At 51.0% G+C, this 16,288-nt stretch carries 15 protein-coding genes; 5 read left to right on the top strand and 10 right to left on the bottom strand.

Translation table 11 applies throughout. The features are described 5' to 3' along the window. Positions 1-14: 14 nt before the first annotated feature. Together ACQKD4_RS01640 and ACQKD4_RS01635 are read right to left on the bottom strand one after the other, a co-directional pair. On the bottom strand, positions 15-950 hold the full coding sequence (locus ACQKD4_RS01640) for a F510_1955 family glycosylhydrolase (RefSeq protein ID WP_427372241.1): 936 nt from the start codon (positions 948-950) through the stop codon (positions 15-17). A gap of 58 nt (positions 951-1,008) precedes the next feature. Continuing rightward, positions 1,009-3,021 carry a heavy metal translocating P-type ATPase gene (locus tag ACQKD4_RS01635; protein WP_427372240.1) on the bottom strand — a complete coding sequence of 671 codons (2,013 nt, stop codon included), beginning with the start codon at positions 3,019-3,021 and terminating at the stop codon, positions 1,009-1,011. A gap of 130 nt (positions 3,022-3,151) precedes the next feature. On the opposite strand from ACQKD4_RS01635, the gene ACQKD4_RS01630 reads away from it, so the two are divergent. From ACQKD4_RS01630 to ACQKD4_RS01615, 4 genes are all read left to right on the top strand, one after another. Further along, positions 3,152-4,681, top strand: a complete 1,530-nt coding sequence (locus ACQKD4_RS01630) for a multicopper oxidase family protein (RefSeq protein ID WP_427372239.1) — start codon at positions 3,152-3,154, stop codon at positions 4,679-4,681. 168 nt (positions 4,682-4,849) lie between these two features. Continuing rightward, the gene (locus ACQKD4_RS01625; RefSeq protein WP_427372238.1) at positions 4,850-5,992 is read left to right on the top strand and encodes a sensor histidine kinase; all 1,143 of its coding nucleotides are present in this window, start codon (positions 4,850-4,852) and stop codon (positions 5,990-5,992) included. Positions 5,993-6,080: 88 nt separating this feature from the next. After that, positions 6,081-6,224 carry a hypothetical protein gene (locus tag ACQKD4_RS01620; RefSeq protein WP_274664095.1) on the top strand — a complete coding sequence of 48 codons (144 nt, stop codon included), beginning with the start codon at positions 6,081-6,083 and terminating at the stop codon, positions 6,222-6,224. 91 nt (positions 6,225-6,315) lie between these two features. Next, on the top strand, positions 6,316-7,401 hold the full coding sequence (locus ACQKD4_RS01615) for a GGDEF domain-containing protein (RefSeq protein ID WP_427372237.1): 1,086 nt from the start codon (positions 6,316-6,318) through the stop codon (positions 7,399-7,401). A gap of 40 nt (positions 7,402-7,441) precedes the next feature. Here the strand turns inward: ACQKD4_RS01615 and ACQKD4_RS01610 are convergent, their stop codons facing one another. From ACQKD4_RS01610 to ACQKD4_RS01580, 7 genes are all read right to left on the bottom strand, one after another. Then, positions 7,442-8,116, bottom strand: coding sequence for a glycerophosphodiester phosphodiesterase (locus tag ACQKD4_RS01610; RefSeq protein ID WP_427372236.1), 675 nt, complete (start codon positions 8,114-8,116; stop codon positions 7,442-7,444). A 1-nt stretch (position 8,117) separates the two neighbouring features. Beyond that, positions 8,118-9,425 (bottom strand): ABC transporter substrate-binding protein, encoded by a 1,308-nt coding sequence (locus ACQKD4_RS01605; RefSeq protein ID WP_427372235.1) that lies wholly within the window; start codon positions 9,423-9,425, stop codon positions 8,118-8,120. A gap of 16 nt (positions 9,426-9,441) precedes the next feature. Then, positions 9,442-10,251 carry a carbohydrate ABC transporter permease gene (locus tag ACQKD4_RS01600; protein ID WP_214759762.1) on the bottom strand — a complete coding sequence of 270 codons (810 nt, stop codon included), beginning with the start codon at positions 10,249-10,251 and terminating at the stop codon, positions 9,442-9,444. Next, a complete protein-coding gene (locus tag ACQKD4_RS01595; protein WP_427372234.1) occupies positions 10,248-11,153 on the bottom strand; it encodes a carbohydrate ABC transporter permease in 906 nt (301 codons plus the stop codon). The genes ACQKD4_RS01600 and ACQKD4_RS01595 overlap by 4 nt, the downstream gene beginning before the upstream one ends. Beyond that, positions 11,150-12,241 (bottom strand): ABC transporter ATP-binding protein, encoded by a 1,092-nt coding sequence (locus ACQKD4_RS01590; protein ID WP_427372233.1) that lies wholly within the window; start codon positions 12,239-12,241, stop codon positions 11,150-11,152. Before ACQKD4_RS01590 ends, ACQKD4_RS01595 begins: the two co-directional genes overlap by 4 nt. Continuing rightward, entirely contained in the window at positions 12,238-12,825 is a 588-nt protein-coding gene (locus ACQKD4_RS01585) for a glycerol-3-phosphate responsive antiterminator (RefSeq protein ID WP_214694469.1), read from the bottom strand. Before ACQKD4_RS01585 ends, ACQKD4_RS01590 begins: the two co-directional genes overlap by 4 nt. Before the next feature lie 202 nt (positions 12,826-13,027). Beyond that, positions 13,028-14,509, bottom strand: coding sequence for a cryptochrome/photolyase family protein (locus ACQKD4_RS01580; RefSeq protein ID WP_427372232.1), 1,482 nt, complete (start codon positions 14,507-14,509; stop codon positions 13,028-13,030). Positions 14,510-14,573: 64 nt separating this feature from the next. On the opposite strand from ACQKD4_RS01580, the gene ACQKD4_RS01575 reads away from it, so the two are divergent. Further along, on the top strand, positions 14,574-15,203 hold the full coding sequence (locus ACQKD4_RS01575; protein WP_427372231.1) for a class I SAM-dependent methyltransferase: 630 nt from the start codon (positions 14,574-14,576) through the stop codon (positions 15,201-15,203). A gap of 108 nt (positions 15,204-15,311) precedes the next feature. On the opposite strand, the gene ACQKD4_RS01570 is transcribed toward ACQKD4_RS01575, so the two are convergent. Then, on the bottom strand, positions 15,312-16,250 hold the full coding sequence (locus ACQKD4_RS01570) for a sensor domain-containing diguanylate cyclase (RefSeq protein ID WP_427372230.1): 939 nt from the start codon (positions 16,248-16,250) through the stop codon (positions 15,312-15,314). Between the last annotated feature and the right edge of the window lie 38 nt (positions 16,251-16,288).

Genomic DNA, 16,288 nt, shown 5'->3' with positions numbered 1-16,288 from the left:
AAGGCGTCTTTTGATCAGTTGAGCTCACCTTTGTCGAGGCGCATCTCCCATTCCCCGTCCGTAAACTCATATACGCTGTTATCCGATGTGACAAGCAACATGCGCTCCTCTTTGATGGCCAATTCGATTGGCACAGCGTTCGCTTGAAGCTCTGGAAGATTGAACGTCTCTGTCGACTCATCGTCTAAGTTGAAACGAACGCCTTCGAATGAACCATCTGTCTGTCGAATGTAGGCCAACTGTCCATCGTCCGCACCGACCGTGACGACTTGTTCCGACTCGATGAGCGGCTCGAACGAATCTCCAGAGTCATTCGAAACGAGGATGCCGGACGGCCCATACAAGAAGACACGCTCCGCATCCGTCGCATCGGCGACGATGCCTGCCACTTGTGTTTCCTCTATGCCTTGTACCTGCATCGGTTCAAACGTTCTTCCTCCGTCTGTCGAGCGATGGAAACCTGTCTCGAGTTGAGACGTCGCCTCTTCTAAATAGACGTACAGCGTTCCTGTCTCATAACCGGCACTCATATAGTGGAAATCCGCTTCTCCTTCAAGCGACCGTGCTTCTAACATCGCACCGTGGTCTTTCCCATGCAACACACCAAGTGGATTTTTGAAGTCTGTTCGGCGGTCGGGGTGACCACTAGCATAAAATCCATCTTCGATGACTTCAAAGCCCATATAGTCATGACGATTCGTCGGAAGTGTGTACCAACCGTCTTCACGATATTCCATCAATCCGGCATGCGTCGCGATGACAGGACGTTCGTCATCTTGCCAAAATCCAGCCCCGTGGATATGGGAGACCATCTCATCCCCCTCGACGCGTTGCCATGCATCTGTCGTTGCGCTCTCTGATTGATTAGTGTCTGACGGTGCCTCTTCCGCTCCACACGCTGATAAAAGCAGTGGCGTCAGGGCTAGTGATAACATTAACGTTCGTTTCATCTCGATCCCTCCATCATTAGCATCCCATCTAGCATACATGCTAAAGATGAAAAACTTGTTAAATCTTCAAAAGTCGGGCGTTGATGGCGACGATGACCGTGCTCAAACTCATCAAGACCGCACCGATGGCTGGTGATAGGATGATACCAATTGGCGCTAAGACGCCTGCAGCGAGCGGGATGGCGACGATGTTGTACCCAGCGGCCCACCACAAGTTTTGAATCATTTTCCGATACGTGTTTTGTGAAAGTTCCAAAATCGATAAGACATCTTTCGGATTACTGCGGACGAGGACGATATCTGCCGTCTCGACGGCAACGTCCGTCCCACTCCCGATGGCGATGCCCACATCCGCCTGTGCCAGTGCCGGAGCATCATTGATTCCGTCTCCGACCATCGCTACTTTGCTCCCATCTTTCTGGACGTCCTTCACTTGGTTCGCCTTGTCGTCCGGCAATACTTCGGCATACACGTCATCGATGCCGAGCTGACCCGCGACCCAATGTGCGACCTTCTCATTGTCCCCCGTCAACATGATGGAACGGACACCTTTTTCACGAAGGGCCTCGACGGTCTCCTTCGCCTCTTCCCTTACCATATCGGCCATTGCGATCATCCCGACCCATTCTCCGTCTTTCAAGACAAAGACGACGGTCTTTCCTTCTTCGGAAAGTCGTGCGAACGTCTCTTCATCGATTTGAATGTGTTGTTCACGGATATGACGTGGACTGACGACTTGAACATGCGCTCCGTCGACCGTCCCTTCTAATCCGACACCCGTCATCGAACCGAAGTTGTCGACAGTCGACAGCTTCAATTCCCGTTTCTCGGCTTCTCGCAAAATTCCTTGAGCAAGCGGATGTTGGGACTCCCGTTCGACAGTTCCAGCTAATCGCAATACATCTTCTTCTGTGAAAGATGAGCTCGCTTGTACGTCCGTGACGCCGAAGTTGCCTTCCGTCAACGTACCCGTCTTATCAAAGATGACCGCATCGAGGCGACGCGCTTCTTCAAATTGAGTCCGATTTCGGATGAGGAGACCTTGTTTCGCCGATAACGCTGTCGAGACGGCAACGACGAGAGGTGTCGCTAGTCCGAGTGCATGGGGACATGAGATGACCATGACCGTCACCATCCGTTCGACTGCCGTTCCGACCGAATAGCCGAGCATGAACCAGATGATAAATGTGATGACGCCTGCTGCAATCGCGATATAGAACAAATATTTCGCCGCACGGTTCGCTAGGTTTTGAGCCCGTGATTTCGATTTTTGTGCCTCGCTCACCAATTCGATGACTTTTGACAAGTACGTGCTTTCTCCCGTACCAATCGTTTCAATCGTCAAACTCCCTTCTTGGTTGATTGAGCCCGCAATGACATCTTCGCCTTCTGTCTTTTCGACCGGGACCGATTCGCCGGTCAACATCGACTCGTCGATCGTCGTTCGTCCTTTGATGATTTTCCCATCCACGGGTACCTGTTCCCCCGGTTTGACGAGGATTCGGTCTCCTTCCTTCAGTTCAGAGATGGGGACGTCTTCCGTTTCTTCCCCATTGATGCGATGCGCCTCGTTCGGGAGCAGTTGCACGAGTTGTTCTAATGCATTTGACGCCCCCATGACAGAGCGCATCTCAATCCAATGTCCGAGTAGCATGATCACAATCAGTGAAGCGAGTTCCCAAAAGAAGTCATGTCCGCTTCCATATCCAAAGACGACAGCTGCGCTATAAAAATAAGCGACGCTGATCGCCAAGCCAATGAGCATCATCATGCCCGGGCTACGATCCCGCAGCTCCTCTACACTCCCTTTCAAGAATGGCCATCCTCCGTATACATACACAATCGTCGCCAACACAAATAAGATGGTCTTTTCAAGCGGAAAATCGAGTTCGAACCGTAGCCATTCTTGAATCATGTCCGACAATAATAAAATCGGGATCATCAGACCGAGCGATACGAAAAAGCGTCGTTTGAAATCGTCAATCATATGCTCGTGTCCGTGTCCGCCATGATGAGAATCGTGACTCTCCTCATGATGTTCATGGTGTTGATTGTGTTCATGTTCCATCATTTATCCACTCCTTTACACGGATTGTATACCCCTATGCGGTATACAACTAAACGGATTTGGACTTTCATGTTTCTTTCACAATTAGGTGGTACAACAAAGTGAGGACTGAACAATGAAGGAGTGTTATCAGATGAAATCAAAAGGAATATGGTTCCTGTTGACGGGGATTTTGATTGGGATCATCCTCGTCTTACTAGTCGTCCTCTTCAACGGGACATGGAACCATAACAACAATATGGATCAAGATCATATGATGGGAAATGATTCGTCGACCGGGCAAATGGGTGACCACATGATGGGGAATAACGGAATGGATGGCAATAGCGGACCGATGGGACACGGTGCGACCCAAGATCTCCAAGCATCGGATGAACCGGAACAGCCGCTTCCGATTCCGACTGCCTTACAGCCAGACCGCGTCACGGAAGACACTGTTTATTACACGGTGGAAGCGACTGAAGGCATGTCTCAATTTTTCCAAGATGGGAAGAAAACAGAGACGTTCGGATATAACGGAGACTTGCTCGGACCGATGCTCGAACTCCAAAAAGGAAAAACGGTTGTGATTGATACAATCAATCGATTAGATGAACCGACAACGTTCCATTGGCACGGTCTCGTCATTCCTTCCGACATGGACGGGGGACCGCATCAAGCTGTAGCAGCGGGTGAACGTGCACAAGTTCGACTCGATATCGACCAAGAGCCGAGCACACTTTGGTTTCATCCGCATCCGATGGGTGCAACAGCTGAACAAGTATACAAAGGTCTCGCCGGTCTCCTCTATGTGACCGATGATACAGAGAGCGGCCTACCGAATGAATACGGGGTCGATGATATCCCGCTCATCGTACAAGATCGCCTCTTCACCGATAAGGGTGAGCTTGATTATGATGCCCACATGAACGTCGACGGAACGACGGGCGATACGATTCTTGCGAACGGCGCCATCAACACCACGTTCGATGTTCAGACCGAGACGCTCCGTGTTCGGCTCGTCAACGGTTCGAACGCACGTGATTTCGATTTCACGCTATCGAACGGGGAGGATATGACACAAATCGCAGGAGATGGCGGTCCGCTAGAACGTCCGGTCGCGATGAAGACCATCTCGTTGACACCAGGCGAACGGGCCGAGGTGCTGATTGATTTTTCACAAGTAGAAGATGACGTGGCCTTAGAAGCGGACGGCGTAACGTTCACTACGTTTCGTGTCGGTGAACTCGACAAGGCATCCATCGATATTCCGACGACCGAAACGATGGAGCGCTCGACAGATGAAAAAGCAGATCGCCGACTCACGCTTTTTGGAATGGGGAATATGGTGTCGATCAACGGAAAAACGTATGACCCGGATCGTATCGATATCGAAGCGAAACGCGGAGACACCGAAGTGTGGGAGATTGAAAATAAACCTGACATGATGGGTGGGATGACGCATCCTTTCCACATTCACGGCGTCCAGTTCCGAATCATCAGTCGGGACGGCAACCCACCAGCCGACCATGAGAAAGGTTGGAAAGACACGGTCGCTGTTGCTCCTGATGAACGGGTGAAAATTGAACTTACCTTCACCGAAACCGGCACGTTCATGTATCATTGCCACATCCTCGAGCATGAAGAGAACGGGATGATGGGACAACTGAAAGTCACGAAATGAATCGAATCTCTCCGCTTACGACGCGGGGAGTTTTTTTGTTGCGATTCGTATAATTCGTCCCGATTTCAGCACATTTCTGTTAGGACTATTGCCTGTATAGGGATTCCTGCCCGAATGTCGTATACTTGTTGTGAATGAATGTACAAATGTTCGCGAGGAGGTATGTCAATGCGCCGATTCCGTAGGGTTAGGCAGAAACGCTCCGCTCGTCAAAAACAAGAACGCCATACGTTCTCCATCGCTTCCGTCGTGGAAGAAGTGCAGGATGCAATGTGTTATATCGATTTCTCGAAACACCGTCTCTATACGAATCATCTCCTTCATCACTGGTGCCCTTCGATGACGACTCAATCGTTCACCTCGATGGAAGCATTGACTCGCTTTCTCTATACAACGTTCGAAGAACATGGTGCCGACATGGCGCAAGTCACCCATTTGATTCAGGAATTGCTTGAGTGCGAAACAGAGAAATGGCCAAGCATGACGTCACGCCGTATTCAGTTTGACGACCGAACGCTACACCTCATCTTCAATTTCACCCGGACACCTCGGGGCGTCTTCATCATGTGGCGTGACCAAACGGAAGCCGTTCGCTTCGAAGAACGAAAAGATACATTTCTTGCCGAGTTGTCTCATGACTTCCGTACCCCTTTGACCGCAATCCATGGCTATACCGAATTGTTGATGGCGCGTCATGAAGGTTCCGAGAAGTCTTATCACATGTTGGAACAAGTGAAACAAGAATCGGAGCGGCTCGAGCGGCTCGTCGATAATTTTTTGGACTACCAAAAAGAAAGCTATACGGCCGAACAATTGACCGTGACGACATTCGCGCTTCGCCCCCTATTAGCGGACGTCATGGCGAATTATCAAACGACTTCGCCACTTCATTCGGTAACGTTTGAGACGAATGACGTCTGGATTCAAGCAGATGAAGAAAAGTTACGGCAATTGCTCCATAACTTGATCGGGAATGCCATCAAATATTCTCCAGATGGCGGGACCGTCCATACACAAGTCGAGGAATGTGACGGTACGGTCATCCTGTCTGTATCTGATACCGGCATCGGCATTCCGGAAGATGCGCTCCCTTATGTATTTGACGAATACTATCGTGTCGACTCGCTCGCTCATCAATCCATCAAAGGCACGGGGCTCGGTCTACGGATTTGCAAACGAATCGCTGAAGCCCACGGTTGGGGTATCCATGCAGACTCCATATACGGAGAAGGTACGACGTTCACCATTGAGCTTCATACCCGGCACACATGCCCCTTGCCACGAACATCCTTTACAATCACGTCCGACTGATTCGTTCAATCGGACGTTTTTTCATTTCATGATGTAACACGATTCAATTTTGGGAATAGAGAAGTGACGAAGAGAGGAGGAAATGAAGATGAAACAACGAGGATACTTATCCATCCCGGTCGCTGTCGTGTTCGCCATCGTCTTTGGTTTGACCCTCGATAACTGGTGGCTCGGAATTGGTATTGGCATCGCTATGTTCTTTGCGTTTCGAGGCACGAAGAAAAAAGCGTGAAGAAAAAATGAAGGTTTACACATCTTCCGATTGACATTATTTTGGAGACTGCTACGGTTAACGTATAGTCTATCGAAAAGGTCGTGAAGGAATGACGCTCACTGTCTTGTTACTGAACGCCTGTGTTGCGTTTACCGGGTTTTATATCATCTCGAAGATTTATCATTCTACGCTCTTTCATTCACAATTTTTCCGTAGCTTTATCATCGGTCTATTGGCCGGTGCGCTCGGTCTTTTTTTGATGTACAACGCCGTCGAGGCCAACGATACGGTTCGTGTGGATTTACGTCACTTACCGCTCGTCCTACTCGCGTTTTACGGTGCTCGGGCACCCTTGTTTATTGCGACACTCGTCATTGCGAGTACGCGCTTCTTGTTCGGGATGACAGAACAAGCTTTCATCGCCTTTATCGCGACGTTCATCGTCAGTATCGGGATGCTCTGGATTCATCGTTTACTTCGCGAACGACTCTTTTTACAAAGCATCTTTTTAAACGTGTGGGCGCTATTCGTTATTTCGCTCGCCGTTTATATCAATATGGGCTGGAGCGCGGCATACGTCTCCCTCGTCTTGACCATTTGGATGGTAGGGATGCTCGTCGGTCTCCTCTCGAGTACACTCACGATCGACTTAGAGAAGACGACGAGACGCGCACTCGAATATAAACAATCTTCCGAACGGGACCACTTGACGGGCCTGTTCAACCGTCGCGTCTGGGACCGCTACACCGCCTCGCTCGGTGAAGATGACCGCACATACAACATCCTCGCGCTCGATATCGATCACTTCAAACACGTGAACGATACATACGGTCACGGGAATGGCGATCTCGTCTTACAACAGTTCGCTGACATTCTAAAAGTAGAGACGCGCGCACACGACACCGTCGCTCGGATCGGCGGCGAAGAGTTTGTCATCTTGATGTACGATTTGACGCCAGAGAAAGTGGATAAAGTGGCCAACCGGATTCGGGAACGCGTTGCTACTGAAATGTTCTACTTGAATGATTTCCCACCGATTCAAATCACGACGTCTGTCGGGGTCGCCCACGGTACCGCCCTTCCGATCAAACGGATGGTCGACCTCGCGGATTCGGCACTCTATCAAGCAAAAAGTGAAGGACGCAACCAAGTTGTCGTCTCAACATATGCGTCACCAGAACCGATCATGACATGAACGAACCCCGCTCCTTCAAAAGGAGCGGGGTTTTGTCTGCTTATTTCGCGAACCTTTCGACTTCATCCGTCATGATGGCTGCCACCGGCATCAGAGGCAAGTCTTTCACGTCGTTGATGGTGTAGACACGGGTCTCAAGTGGCGTCCGTCGCATCTCTTCCCACGCTTTTGAGCCGATAAACTCGGCCTGTGCGTGGATCGCCTCGGCTCGAATCGTTTCAGCGAACGAGACGGTGTCCGATTCTCCCGTGAGCGTCAAGACGGCAAGGCGTGCGTGCGGTGCCACATCCCGCATTCGGACGAGCGTCTCCCGATTGAACGAGGAGAAGACGACGCGCCCCGTCATGTGAAACTCGTCGACGGTGAGCCAGGCGAGTCGTTCGATGCCTGGATACGCGTATTGGTCCGTCTTCAATTCAACGTTTAGCGTGACGTCACTCCGTTCAATCAAGCCAAGCACTTCTTCTAACGTCGGGATGCGTTCATACCCGTCAATCTTCAATTGACGTAGCTCCTGAAGTGTCATGTCTTTTACCCAACCGGTCCCATCTGTCGTCCGATCGACAGTCTCGTCATGGATGACGACAAGCCGACCGTCTTTTGACAGTTGCACGTCGAGCTCGATGCCGTCCACATATGGGAGGGCCGCCTCGAACGCGGACAACGTATTTTCTGGATAATTGGCGCTATACCCACGATGTGCGTAAATCAACATCTCACTGCCCCAAGGTGGAAGTCGTCTCTTCGGCCGCACGCTTCAATGCGTCTTCGGCCGACACACCTTGATACAAGCTTTCCATCGCATTGACGACACTTTGACGCGATTGTGGGAACGTCGAAATGAGTGCACCTTGTGTCGCTGGTGATGGCTTCGTCTCGCTGAGCTGGTCCACCGTCACTTTGAGTTGTGGATATTTCGCCCACATCTCTTCGACAATCGGTTCGTTGTATGCGTCAGGGTTGATCGCGAAGTAGCCTGTATCGACATGCCACTGCGCTTGTGCTTCCGTTGAGGACACATACTTCATGAACTCCCATGCACCTTCTTTCGTTTCTTCGGCGATGCCGTCACCCATCCAGAGTGATGCGCCACCGATGACGACGCCTTGACGGTCTGCTTCGTTCGGTACAGGCAAGTATGAGGCACCGATTTCAAAGTCTGCGCTGTCCGCGACAGTACGGATACCGGCTGACGAGTCGAGATACATGGCGACTTTGCCCGATTGGAACGCTGCACGCATATCGTCCCAGTTTTGACCAACGTTCAGGAACGTCTTCTCATCGTACATTTCCTTGATCAAGTTGAACGCATTCTGTCCTTCTTCCCCATCGAACACGGCCTTCGTCGGATCTCCACTGCGCCCGTTTTCGTTATCGACGTAAAGTCCACCTTGCGCGGCGACGAGCTGTTCAAAGAACCAACCATAGTTGAGCATCGTGAAGCCGGTCTGGTCGTCCGTCGTCAACTTCTTCGCTGCCGCTTTCAACTCGTCATACGTGCGCGGTGCCTTCTCCGGGTCGAGCCCCGCTTCTTTGAACGCATCCTTGTTATAGATGAGGACAGGAGTCGACGAGTTGAACGGCATCGAGTATTGTTTGCCGTCCACTTGGTAATAGCTCAAGATGTTCTCTTCCCACACGCTCGTGTCAAAGTTCTCTTTGTCGATGAACTCTTGTACCGGTGTGATCTTATTCGAGTCAATCATGTATTTCGTCCCGACCTCAAACGTCTGCATGATGGCCGGCGCGTCTTCCGAACCGGCGACGGCATTGAACTTCGTCAGCGCCTCTTCGTACGTTCCTTGGAAGATCGGTTTCACTTCATAGTCGTCTTGCGAGGCGTTGAATGCATCGACCTGCGTATTGAGCGCTGTCTCCAAGTCCCCGCTCATGGCGTGCCAAAAGACGACTTCTGTCTTCCCGTCTTCTGTCGTCGCCGCGACCGGTGCCGCTTCTTCACTGCCACATGCCCCGAGTAATAACACTGAACTTGCCAACCCTGCGAATAATCCAAACTTTTTCATCTGTCATGTCCCCCTATTATTTGATTGCGCCTTGCGTCAATCCTTCTTGTAGATGTTTTTGTCCTGCGAATAACAATAAAAGTGTCGGAATGATGATTAAGACGACCGCCGCCATGACGACGCCCCAATCCGAGGCGACCTCGTTCGACTGCATCTGTTTGATTCCGATTTGGACCGTCCGCGCCTGTTCCGTGTTCGTGACGAGGAGCGGCCATAAGTACATGTTCCAAGTCGTCAAAAAGCTATATACCGACAATGTGACGAGCGGTGTCTTCGATACGGGCAAGACGACGTTCCAGAAGAAGCGGAACCGGCTGATCCCAGCGATTTGAGACGCCTCATACATCTCATATGGAATCGTCTTGAACTGTTGCCGAAGTAGAAACGTCCCGAATGCGAGTGCGAAGAACGGCACCGATAGCCCCCAGACGGTGTTGAGCCAGCCAAGTGACTGGATTGTCAAAAAGTTCGGCACCATCGTCGCTTCCCATGGGACCATCATCGTCGCGAGGAAAAGCATGAAAATGAGCCCTTTTCCTTTAAAGTCGATGAAGACGAATGCGAATGCCGCGAGACTCGACAAGACGACCTGTCCGACCATCACGAGAAGCGCGACAATCAGACTGTTCACTAAGTAAGTCAGCATCGGGATTCGTTCGAACGCGGCGATATAGTTCTCAAATGACGGGTCGCGTGGGAGCAGATGTCCCTGGAGCACTTCCTTCCCGTCCATCAGACTGATCGAGAACGCATAGGCGATTGGGAACAGCATGACGACGGCGCTCAAAACGAGTAAGACATATACGCCTACATTCCGTAGTCTCATTGGTAATGCACCTTCCTTTCGACCAATTTGAATTGGAGCCATGTCAACAAAAGGACGGCGATGAATAAGAGCACGGCTTGTGCACTGGCACTCCCGACGTTGTAGTTGATGAACGCGTCTTTATAAATGGCATAGACGATGACATTCGTCGCATTCGTCGGTCCGCCTTTCGTCAACAGATCAATCTGTCCGAACGTCTGGAAAGCGTTGATGAGCGAGATGATGCCGACGAAGAAGAGCGTCGGCGACAACATCGGGATCGTGATTGAACGAAGTTGCGTCCAGTAGTTCGTCCCCGCAATATCCGCACTCTCGTATAGCGTCCGGTCGATGTTTTGCAGACCACCGAGGAGAATCAAAAACGTGAAGCCGATGTTCATCCAGACGGTCGCGAGTGAAACAGACAACAGTGCATATTGCGGGTCAAGAAGCCACTGTACGCCGCTGGCACCGATCGCTCCGAGGAACCGGTTGAAGATCCCGATTGACGGGTTATACATGAACATCCAGATGACCGATGAGGCGGCGACACTCATCCCCATCGTCGCCGAGAAGGCCGTGCGAAAGATGCCGATGCCTTTCAACTTCTCATTGGCGAGGAGCGCGAGACCGAGTGCAATCAGAATCGTCAGCGGAACCGTCAAGAGGACAAATCCGACCGTCGCCTGAATGCTTTGCCAAAACGCCGCACTCGTGAACAAGTTGCTGTAATGACCGACGCCGACAAATTCGAGTGGCGTCCCTTGCGTGTCCGTCTGGAAGAAACTCAAGTACATCGTCCGGAGGAGCGGATAGACGAGAAAGACACCAAACAAGATGATGGACGGGGACAAATACAACAGCCCGCTCGCCGCGTCCGACAGTCTCGCGCGGATCTTCTCTCTCGGTAAGGCGACCGTCATTGGAACACCTCCAACGCCTCAAACAGCTTCGGCTGTCGTGGCTCGATGCGTTGCCCATCCGCGTCAAAGAGCGACATCTGTTTCGGTTCCACGTAACACGCCACTTTTTCTCCGACAGTGAGCGGCCATTGCCCTGGCCATTTCGCCAGCCATTCATTGCCACCGACATCGAACGCGAGAATCGTCTCGGTCCCGAGTACTTCGATGTTTTTCAACTCCGCATAAAACGTCACGTCTTCGTCGGCAGGTTTGATTTGTTCCGGACGTACACCGAGCGTCGCCTCTGACGCTTCTGTCAATGCGTTCGGATGGAATAGGCGTCCGTCTGCTGCCATCCACCCTCTCTCTTGTCGGGTGACCTCGACCAGGTTCATCGGGGGTGATCCGATAAACGAGGCGACGAACGTGTTCGCCGGTTTGTTGTATAAGTCGAGCGGCTTCCCGACTTGTTGCACTTCCCCTTCATTGAGAAGCATGATCCGGTCCGCCATCGTCATCGCTTCGACTTGGTCATGTGTGACGTAAATCATCGTCAGTCCAAGTTTTCGCTGCAACTGGCGAATCTCCGAGCGCATCTTCGCCCGCAGCTTTGCGTCCAAGTTCGAGAGCGGCTCATCCATCAGGCAAATCGGTGCCTCCGTCACGATGGCTCGCGCCAACGCGACCCGTTGTCTCTGACCACCTGACAGTTCACGTGGCTTCCGTTTCAAATAATCGGTGAGCCCGAGCGTCTCGGCCGCCTGTAGGCAACGCTCACGCTGTTCTAGTTTCGTCAGTCCTTTCGTATGTAGACCGAACGTGATATTTTTCTCGACCGTCATATGTGGATAAAGGGCATAGTTTTGGAAGACCATCGACAAGTGACGCTCGCTCGGCTTCATCCCGTTTGCTGCCACTCCGTCGATGCGAAGCGTTCCGCTCGTGATGGATTCGAGTCCAGCGATCATGCGAAGCATCGTGCTCTTGCCACATCCGGACGGTCCGACGAGTGCGAAGAATTCTCCTGCTTCGATCGTCACGTCGATACCCCGAATGACTTCCGTCTCCCCGAATGATTTGGTCAGTTGTTGTAGTTGAATTGATTTCATACTAATTCCTCCTTCTGACTTTGAACCTGCCAAAGTCGTTCGTCCCCGGTCGAAACCGCGAATGCCCCATGGTCGAGGGCGCGATGCACATCGATCGGTTGACGAATCATCCCACCTGTCACAATCGGGAAAGAGACTTCCTGGGAAATCTTCTCGACGACACTCGGAATCAGACCAGGCATGAGTTCGATCGCGTCCGGTTGCTGCGCTTCGGCGAGTTTGAGTCCGCTCGTGACCGCGTCCGAATCGACAAGAAACAGTCGCTGAACCGTCAACAGCCCTGCCCGTTTCGCGTGCTGAAGCACCGATGCTTTCGTCGTGACAATCCCGTCGGCGCCGACACGTTTGGCGAGATAGTCGATGCCATCCCGGTCGAGGCTGATCCCATTGATCCGCTCGGCGTGGAGGAAGACCGTTCGGTTCTCTCGCTTCAAATGCGCCACATAGCGGTCGAGCGTGCTGAGCGTCCCCATCATGAGGAACGTCGTCGTCACATCCGTCTGTAAAAACGCTTCGATTTGTTTCGGACTCTTGATTGAGGCTATCATCCGTTCTTGCCCAATTCGTGCAATCGCTTCATTCACTTGAATCATCCTTTCTTGAAAAAAAGGACCAACAGAAACGACACGTCATGGACGTACGGGCTTCTGTTGGTCTCTCAAAGGTTCTACCGGTAAGTATTCACTTGGAAGTGAGGGGGTCTCACAGCTCTTATCGTAGCGGACGATTGTAAAGCTACCATAAAGGAATCGCTAAGTTTCATGAAGGAAACGTAAAAAAACCGATTCACGGGGAATCGGCCAATGTCTGTTCAGCTTTCGCTAATATATCTGATTTGACGTCATCGTCTCGTCCTTGCCAATTACGAACCACCATCTTCATCCGCTGATTTTTCGAGAATCGTTCTTCGTGTCGATCGATGAATCGCCAGTAAAGGGCGTTGAACGGACAAGCATCCTCTTCGGTCGTATGTTTCGGGTTATACGGACAATCTTCACAGTAGTCACTCATCCGGTCAATATATTTTCCGGATGCGACATATGGCTTCGTGGCGAGTTTCCCACCGTCCGCATGGAGTGCCATCCCGAGCACGTTCGGTAAGACGACCCAATCATAAGCATCGATATACATCTCATTGAACCAGTCGCTCGTCTGCTTCGGCGAGATTTCAAACAACGTCGCGTAGTTTCCGAGCACCATCAGCCGCTGGATGTGATGGTTGTGGGCATGCGCCACGACCGGCTTCAGACTTTGATGCAGACAGTTCAAGTCCGTCTTCGCGTCCCAAAAGAAGGACGGTAAGTTGCGTTCATGCTTAAACGTGTTCACCTCTTCATAGCCCGGCATGACGGCGAGGTAGACGGCGCGCATATATTCCCGCCACCCGAGGATTTGGCGGACGAATCCTTCAATCGATGACAATGGTGCATCTGCCTCACAAGTCGCCTCGACGACTTCATGTGGCGTCAACAGACCGATGTTGATGGCAGCCGACAATAGACTGTGTGACATTTCCGGTTCATTCGTCATCATCGCATCTTGATACGGACCGAACGTCTCGAGCCGCTCGTTCACGAATCGATTCAACGCCCGTCTCGCCTCGGTGTGTGTGACCGGCCAATGAAACGGGGTCACTTTCCCTGGATGATCCGAGAATGTCGACTCGACCTTTTCGATGACGTCTTTTGTGATGGCGTCCGGTCGAAAATGGATGGCGGACGGAAACGACAGTCCTTCTTTCGGTGGCTTTCGATTTTCCGCGTCAAATGACCACTTCCCGCCACGCGGCTTCCCGTCTTCGAGCAAGATATCGAACCGTTTCCGCATCTGACGATAAAACCGATCCATCCGCCACGGTTCGTCCCCGAGCGTATCGGTCGCTTCTTCTTTCGATAAATAGAAAAGCGGGACATCCGTATGCTCGACTAATTTATGTTTCTTGCCGAATTGCTTGAGCTTTTTAGCCATCGGTTCGTCCGTGACGGCGGTGACATGAATCTCATCCGGATCGTACTGTTTTAGGTGATTGTCCCATGCCTCCTGAAACGAATCCGCTTCATGGTAATCGACGGTGTACCCTTTGTCGCGCAACTCTTCCGCAAAGTGACGCATCGCCGAGAAAATAAGGACGAGTTTTTGCTTATGGTACGGACGCCACGTCGCGCGAGACGTCGCCTCGATCATGACGATGACGTCATCTTCCTGTATTTGCTTCAACATCTCGAGTTCGTGTGAGAGTTGGTTGCCGAGTATCCAAAATGAACGCATGTTGTTGACTCCTTTGTCTGATCGATATGCTACAATCGAGCTACTCTTGAAATGAGGTGACAGTATGCTCCCACAAGTGTTCAAAAACTGGGTGGACAGTCAGTACGAAAACCCACGTGGTCCCGTCGGAAAATATATCGGGGAAAAGATGGTGCGCCAACACCGTATCGAAGTCGAGTGGACGATCGAACAGTTACAGATGCATCCAAACGCCACCGTACTCGAACTCGGGTGTGGAGCCGGTGATGCGCTATCGACGATTCTTCAAAAGCGGGAGGATGTGAACGTGATCGGTCTCGATCGCTCGAAGACACTCATCGTTTCGGCAAAGAAACGGAACGCCGCGTCCATTCAAACGGGACGAGCTCGCTTGATGGAAGGCGATTTTCATCAATTGGCGATGATTGACGCATCTATCGATCACGTGTTCAGCATTCACACGCTATATTTTTGGGAAGATGTCACGACCGTCCTGTCTGAAATCGAACGCGTCTTGAAACCGAATGGCACATTTGTCATCACGTACTGCGATGGGAAAGGCGATGTGCAGTGGGACGGGATTGCTGACAGGATTCAGAAAGAGTTCATCCCCGAGGCGACGAAATTCGGATTTCAGGACGTGTCGGTACGGCGAGGTCCCGACTCGCGCGACTATCGTACGGTCGCATTGATGGGATGCAAACCGCATTCTTAATCAGTACCCGTTTTTCATTCGATTCTTTCACGACAATCTGTTCGGCATGACTGAACATAAAATAATAGGCTAAGCCGATGGTCATCCACGGGCTTAGCCTATTAGCGTTCATCTACAAATTTGATACGTGTTCTTCCCGCTCGCCTTTGATTGATACAGTGCGACATCCGCTTCTTTCAACAATTGACGGAGGTCTTTCTCCTCATCAGGATCGTATGGAGCGATACCGATACTTGCTGATAACGGAAGATGGGCGTCCCACTCTTTCAATACAGTTAACATCCGTTCGGCATACTCGATGACCACTGCTTCAGGTAACGCATGTGCGACTTTCACTAAAAATTCATCGCCACCTAAGCGATACACCTTCGAATCATGAATTGGCTCCATCAAGCGTTTCAGACGACGTGCGACTTCTTTTAAAACGAGGTCCCCTTCGTCATGACCAAACGTGTCATTCACAAATTTGAAGCCATCTAAATCGATGAGAAAAAGTGCGCCTCCTTGATTCGGAGTTGTCTCGAAATAGTTATATAAGTAGTGTCGGTTATACAGATCCGTCAGTTCATCCCGTGAAGCCCGACGTTCGAGCTCTAAGTAATAACTGAACATACGCACTACGCGTTTCAGCAATTGGACACTTTTCGAATCATACTGGGCACTTTTATGATTCGCGACACAAAGCGTCCCGAAGATATCCCCGCTCTTCGTCAAAATCGGGATGCCTAAATACGACTTGATGTTCACTTCCCTCAGTAATGATTGAAGGCGTGTCGACTCGATTTGTTCTTCGATGTCTTCATACATCAAGACTTCTCGCTGATTGAAATCAATTCGATTGCACACCGTATCCTTCAAATCAAAAGACATTCCTTCTTCAAGCATGATGGGAGAATCTTGTGACGACAGTTTGAGGATATGCTGGGTGTCATCTTCAATTGATGTAAGATAGACCAATTTATCTGGCATAATCTCTTTCGCTAACTCAATCATGTCAATCGCAAGCTCATCAAAATTTCGATACATTTGGAACTCATATGAGTGCATATTATCCCCCCAACCTCATTCATATCTCATTATAACGA

Source organism: Exiguobacterium sp. NPDC077395 (assembly GCF_050269125.1).
GTDB classification, from domain to species: domain Bacteria; phylum Bacillota; class Bacilli; order Exiguobacteriales; family Exiguobacteriaceae; genus Exiguobacterium; species Exiguobacterium aestuarii_A.
This window is presented reverse-complemented; position numbering and strand designations above follow the sequence as displayed.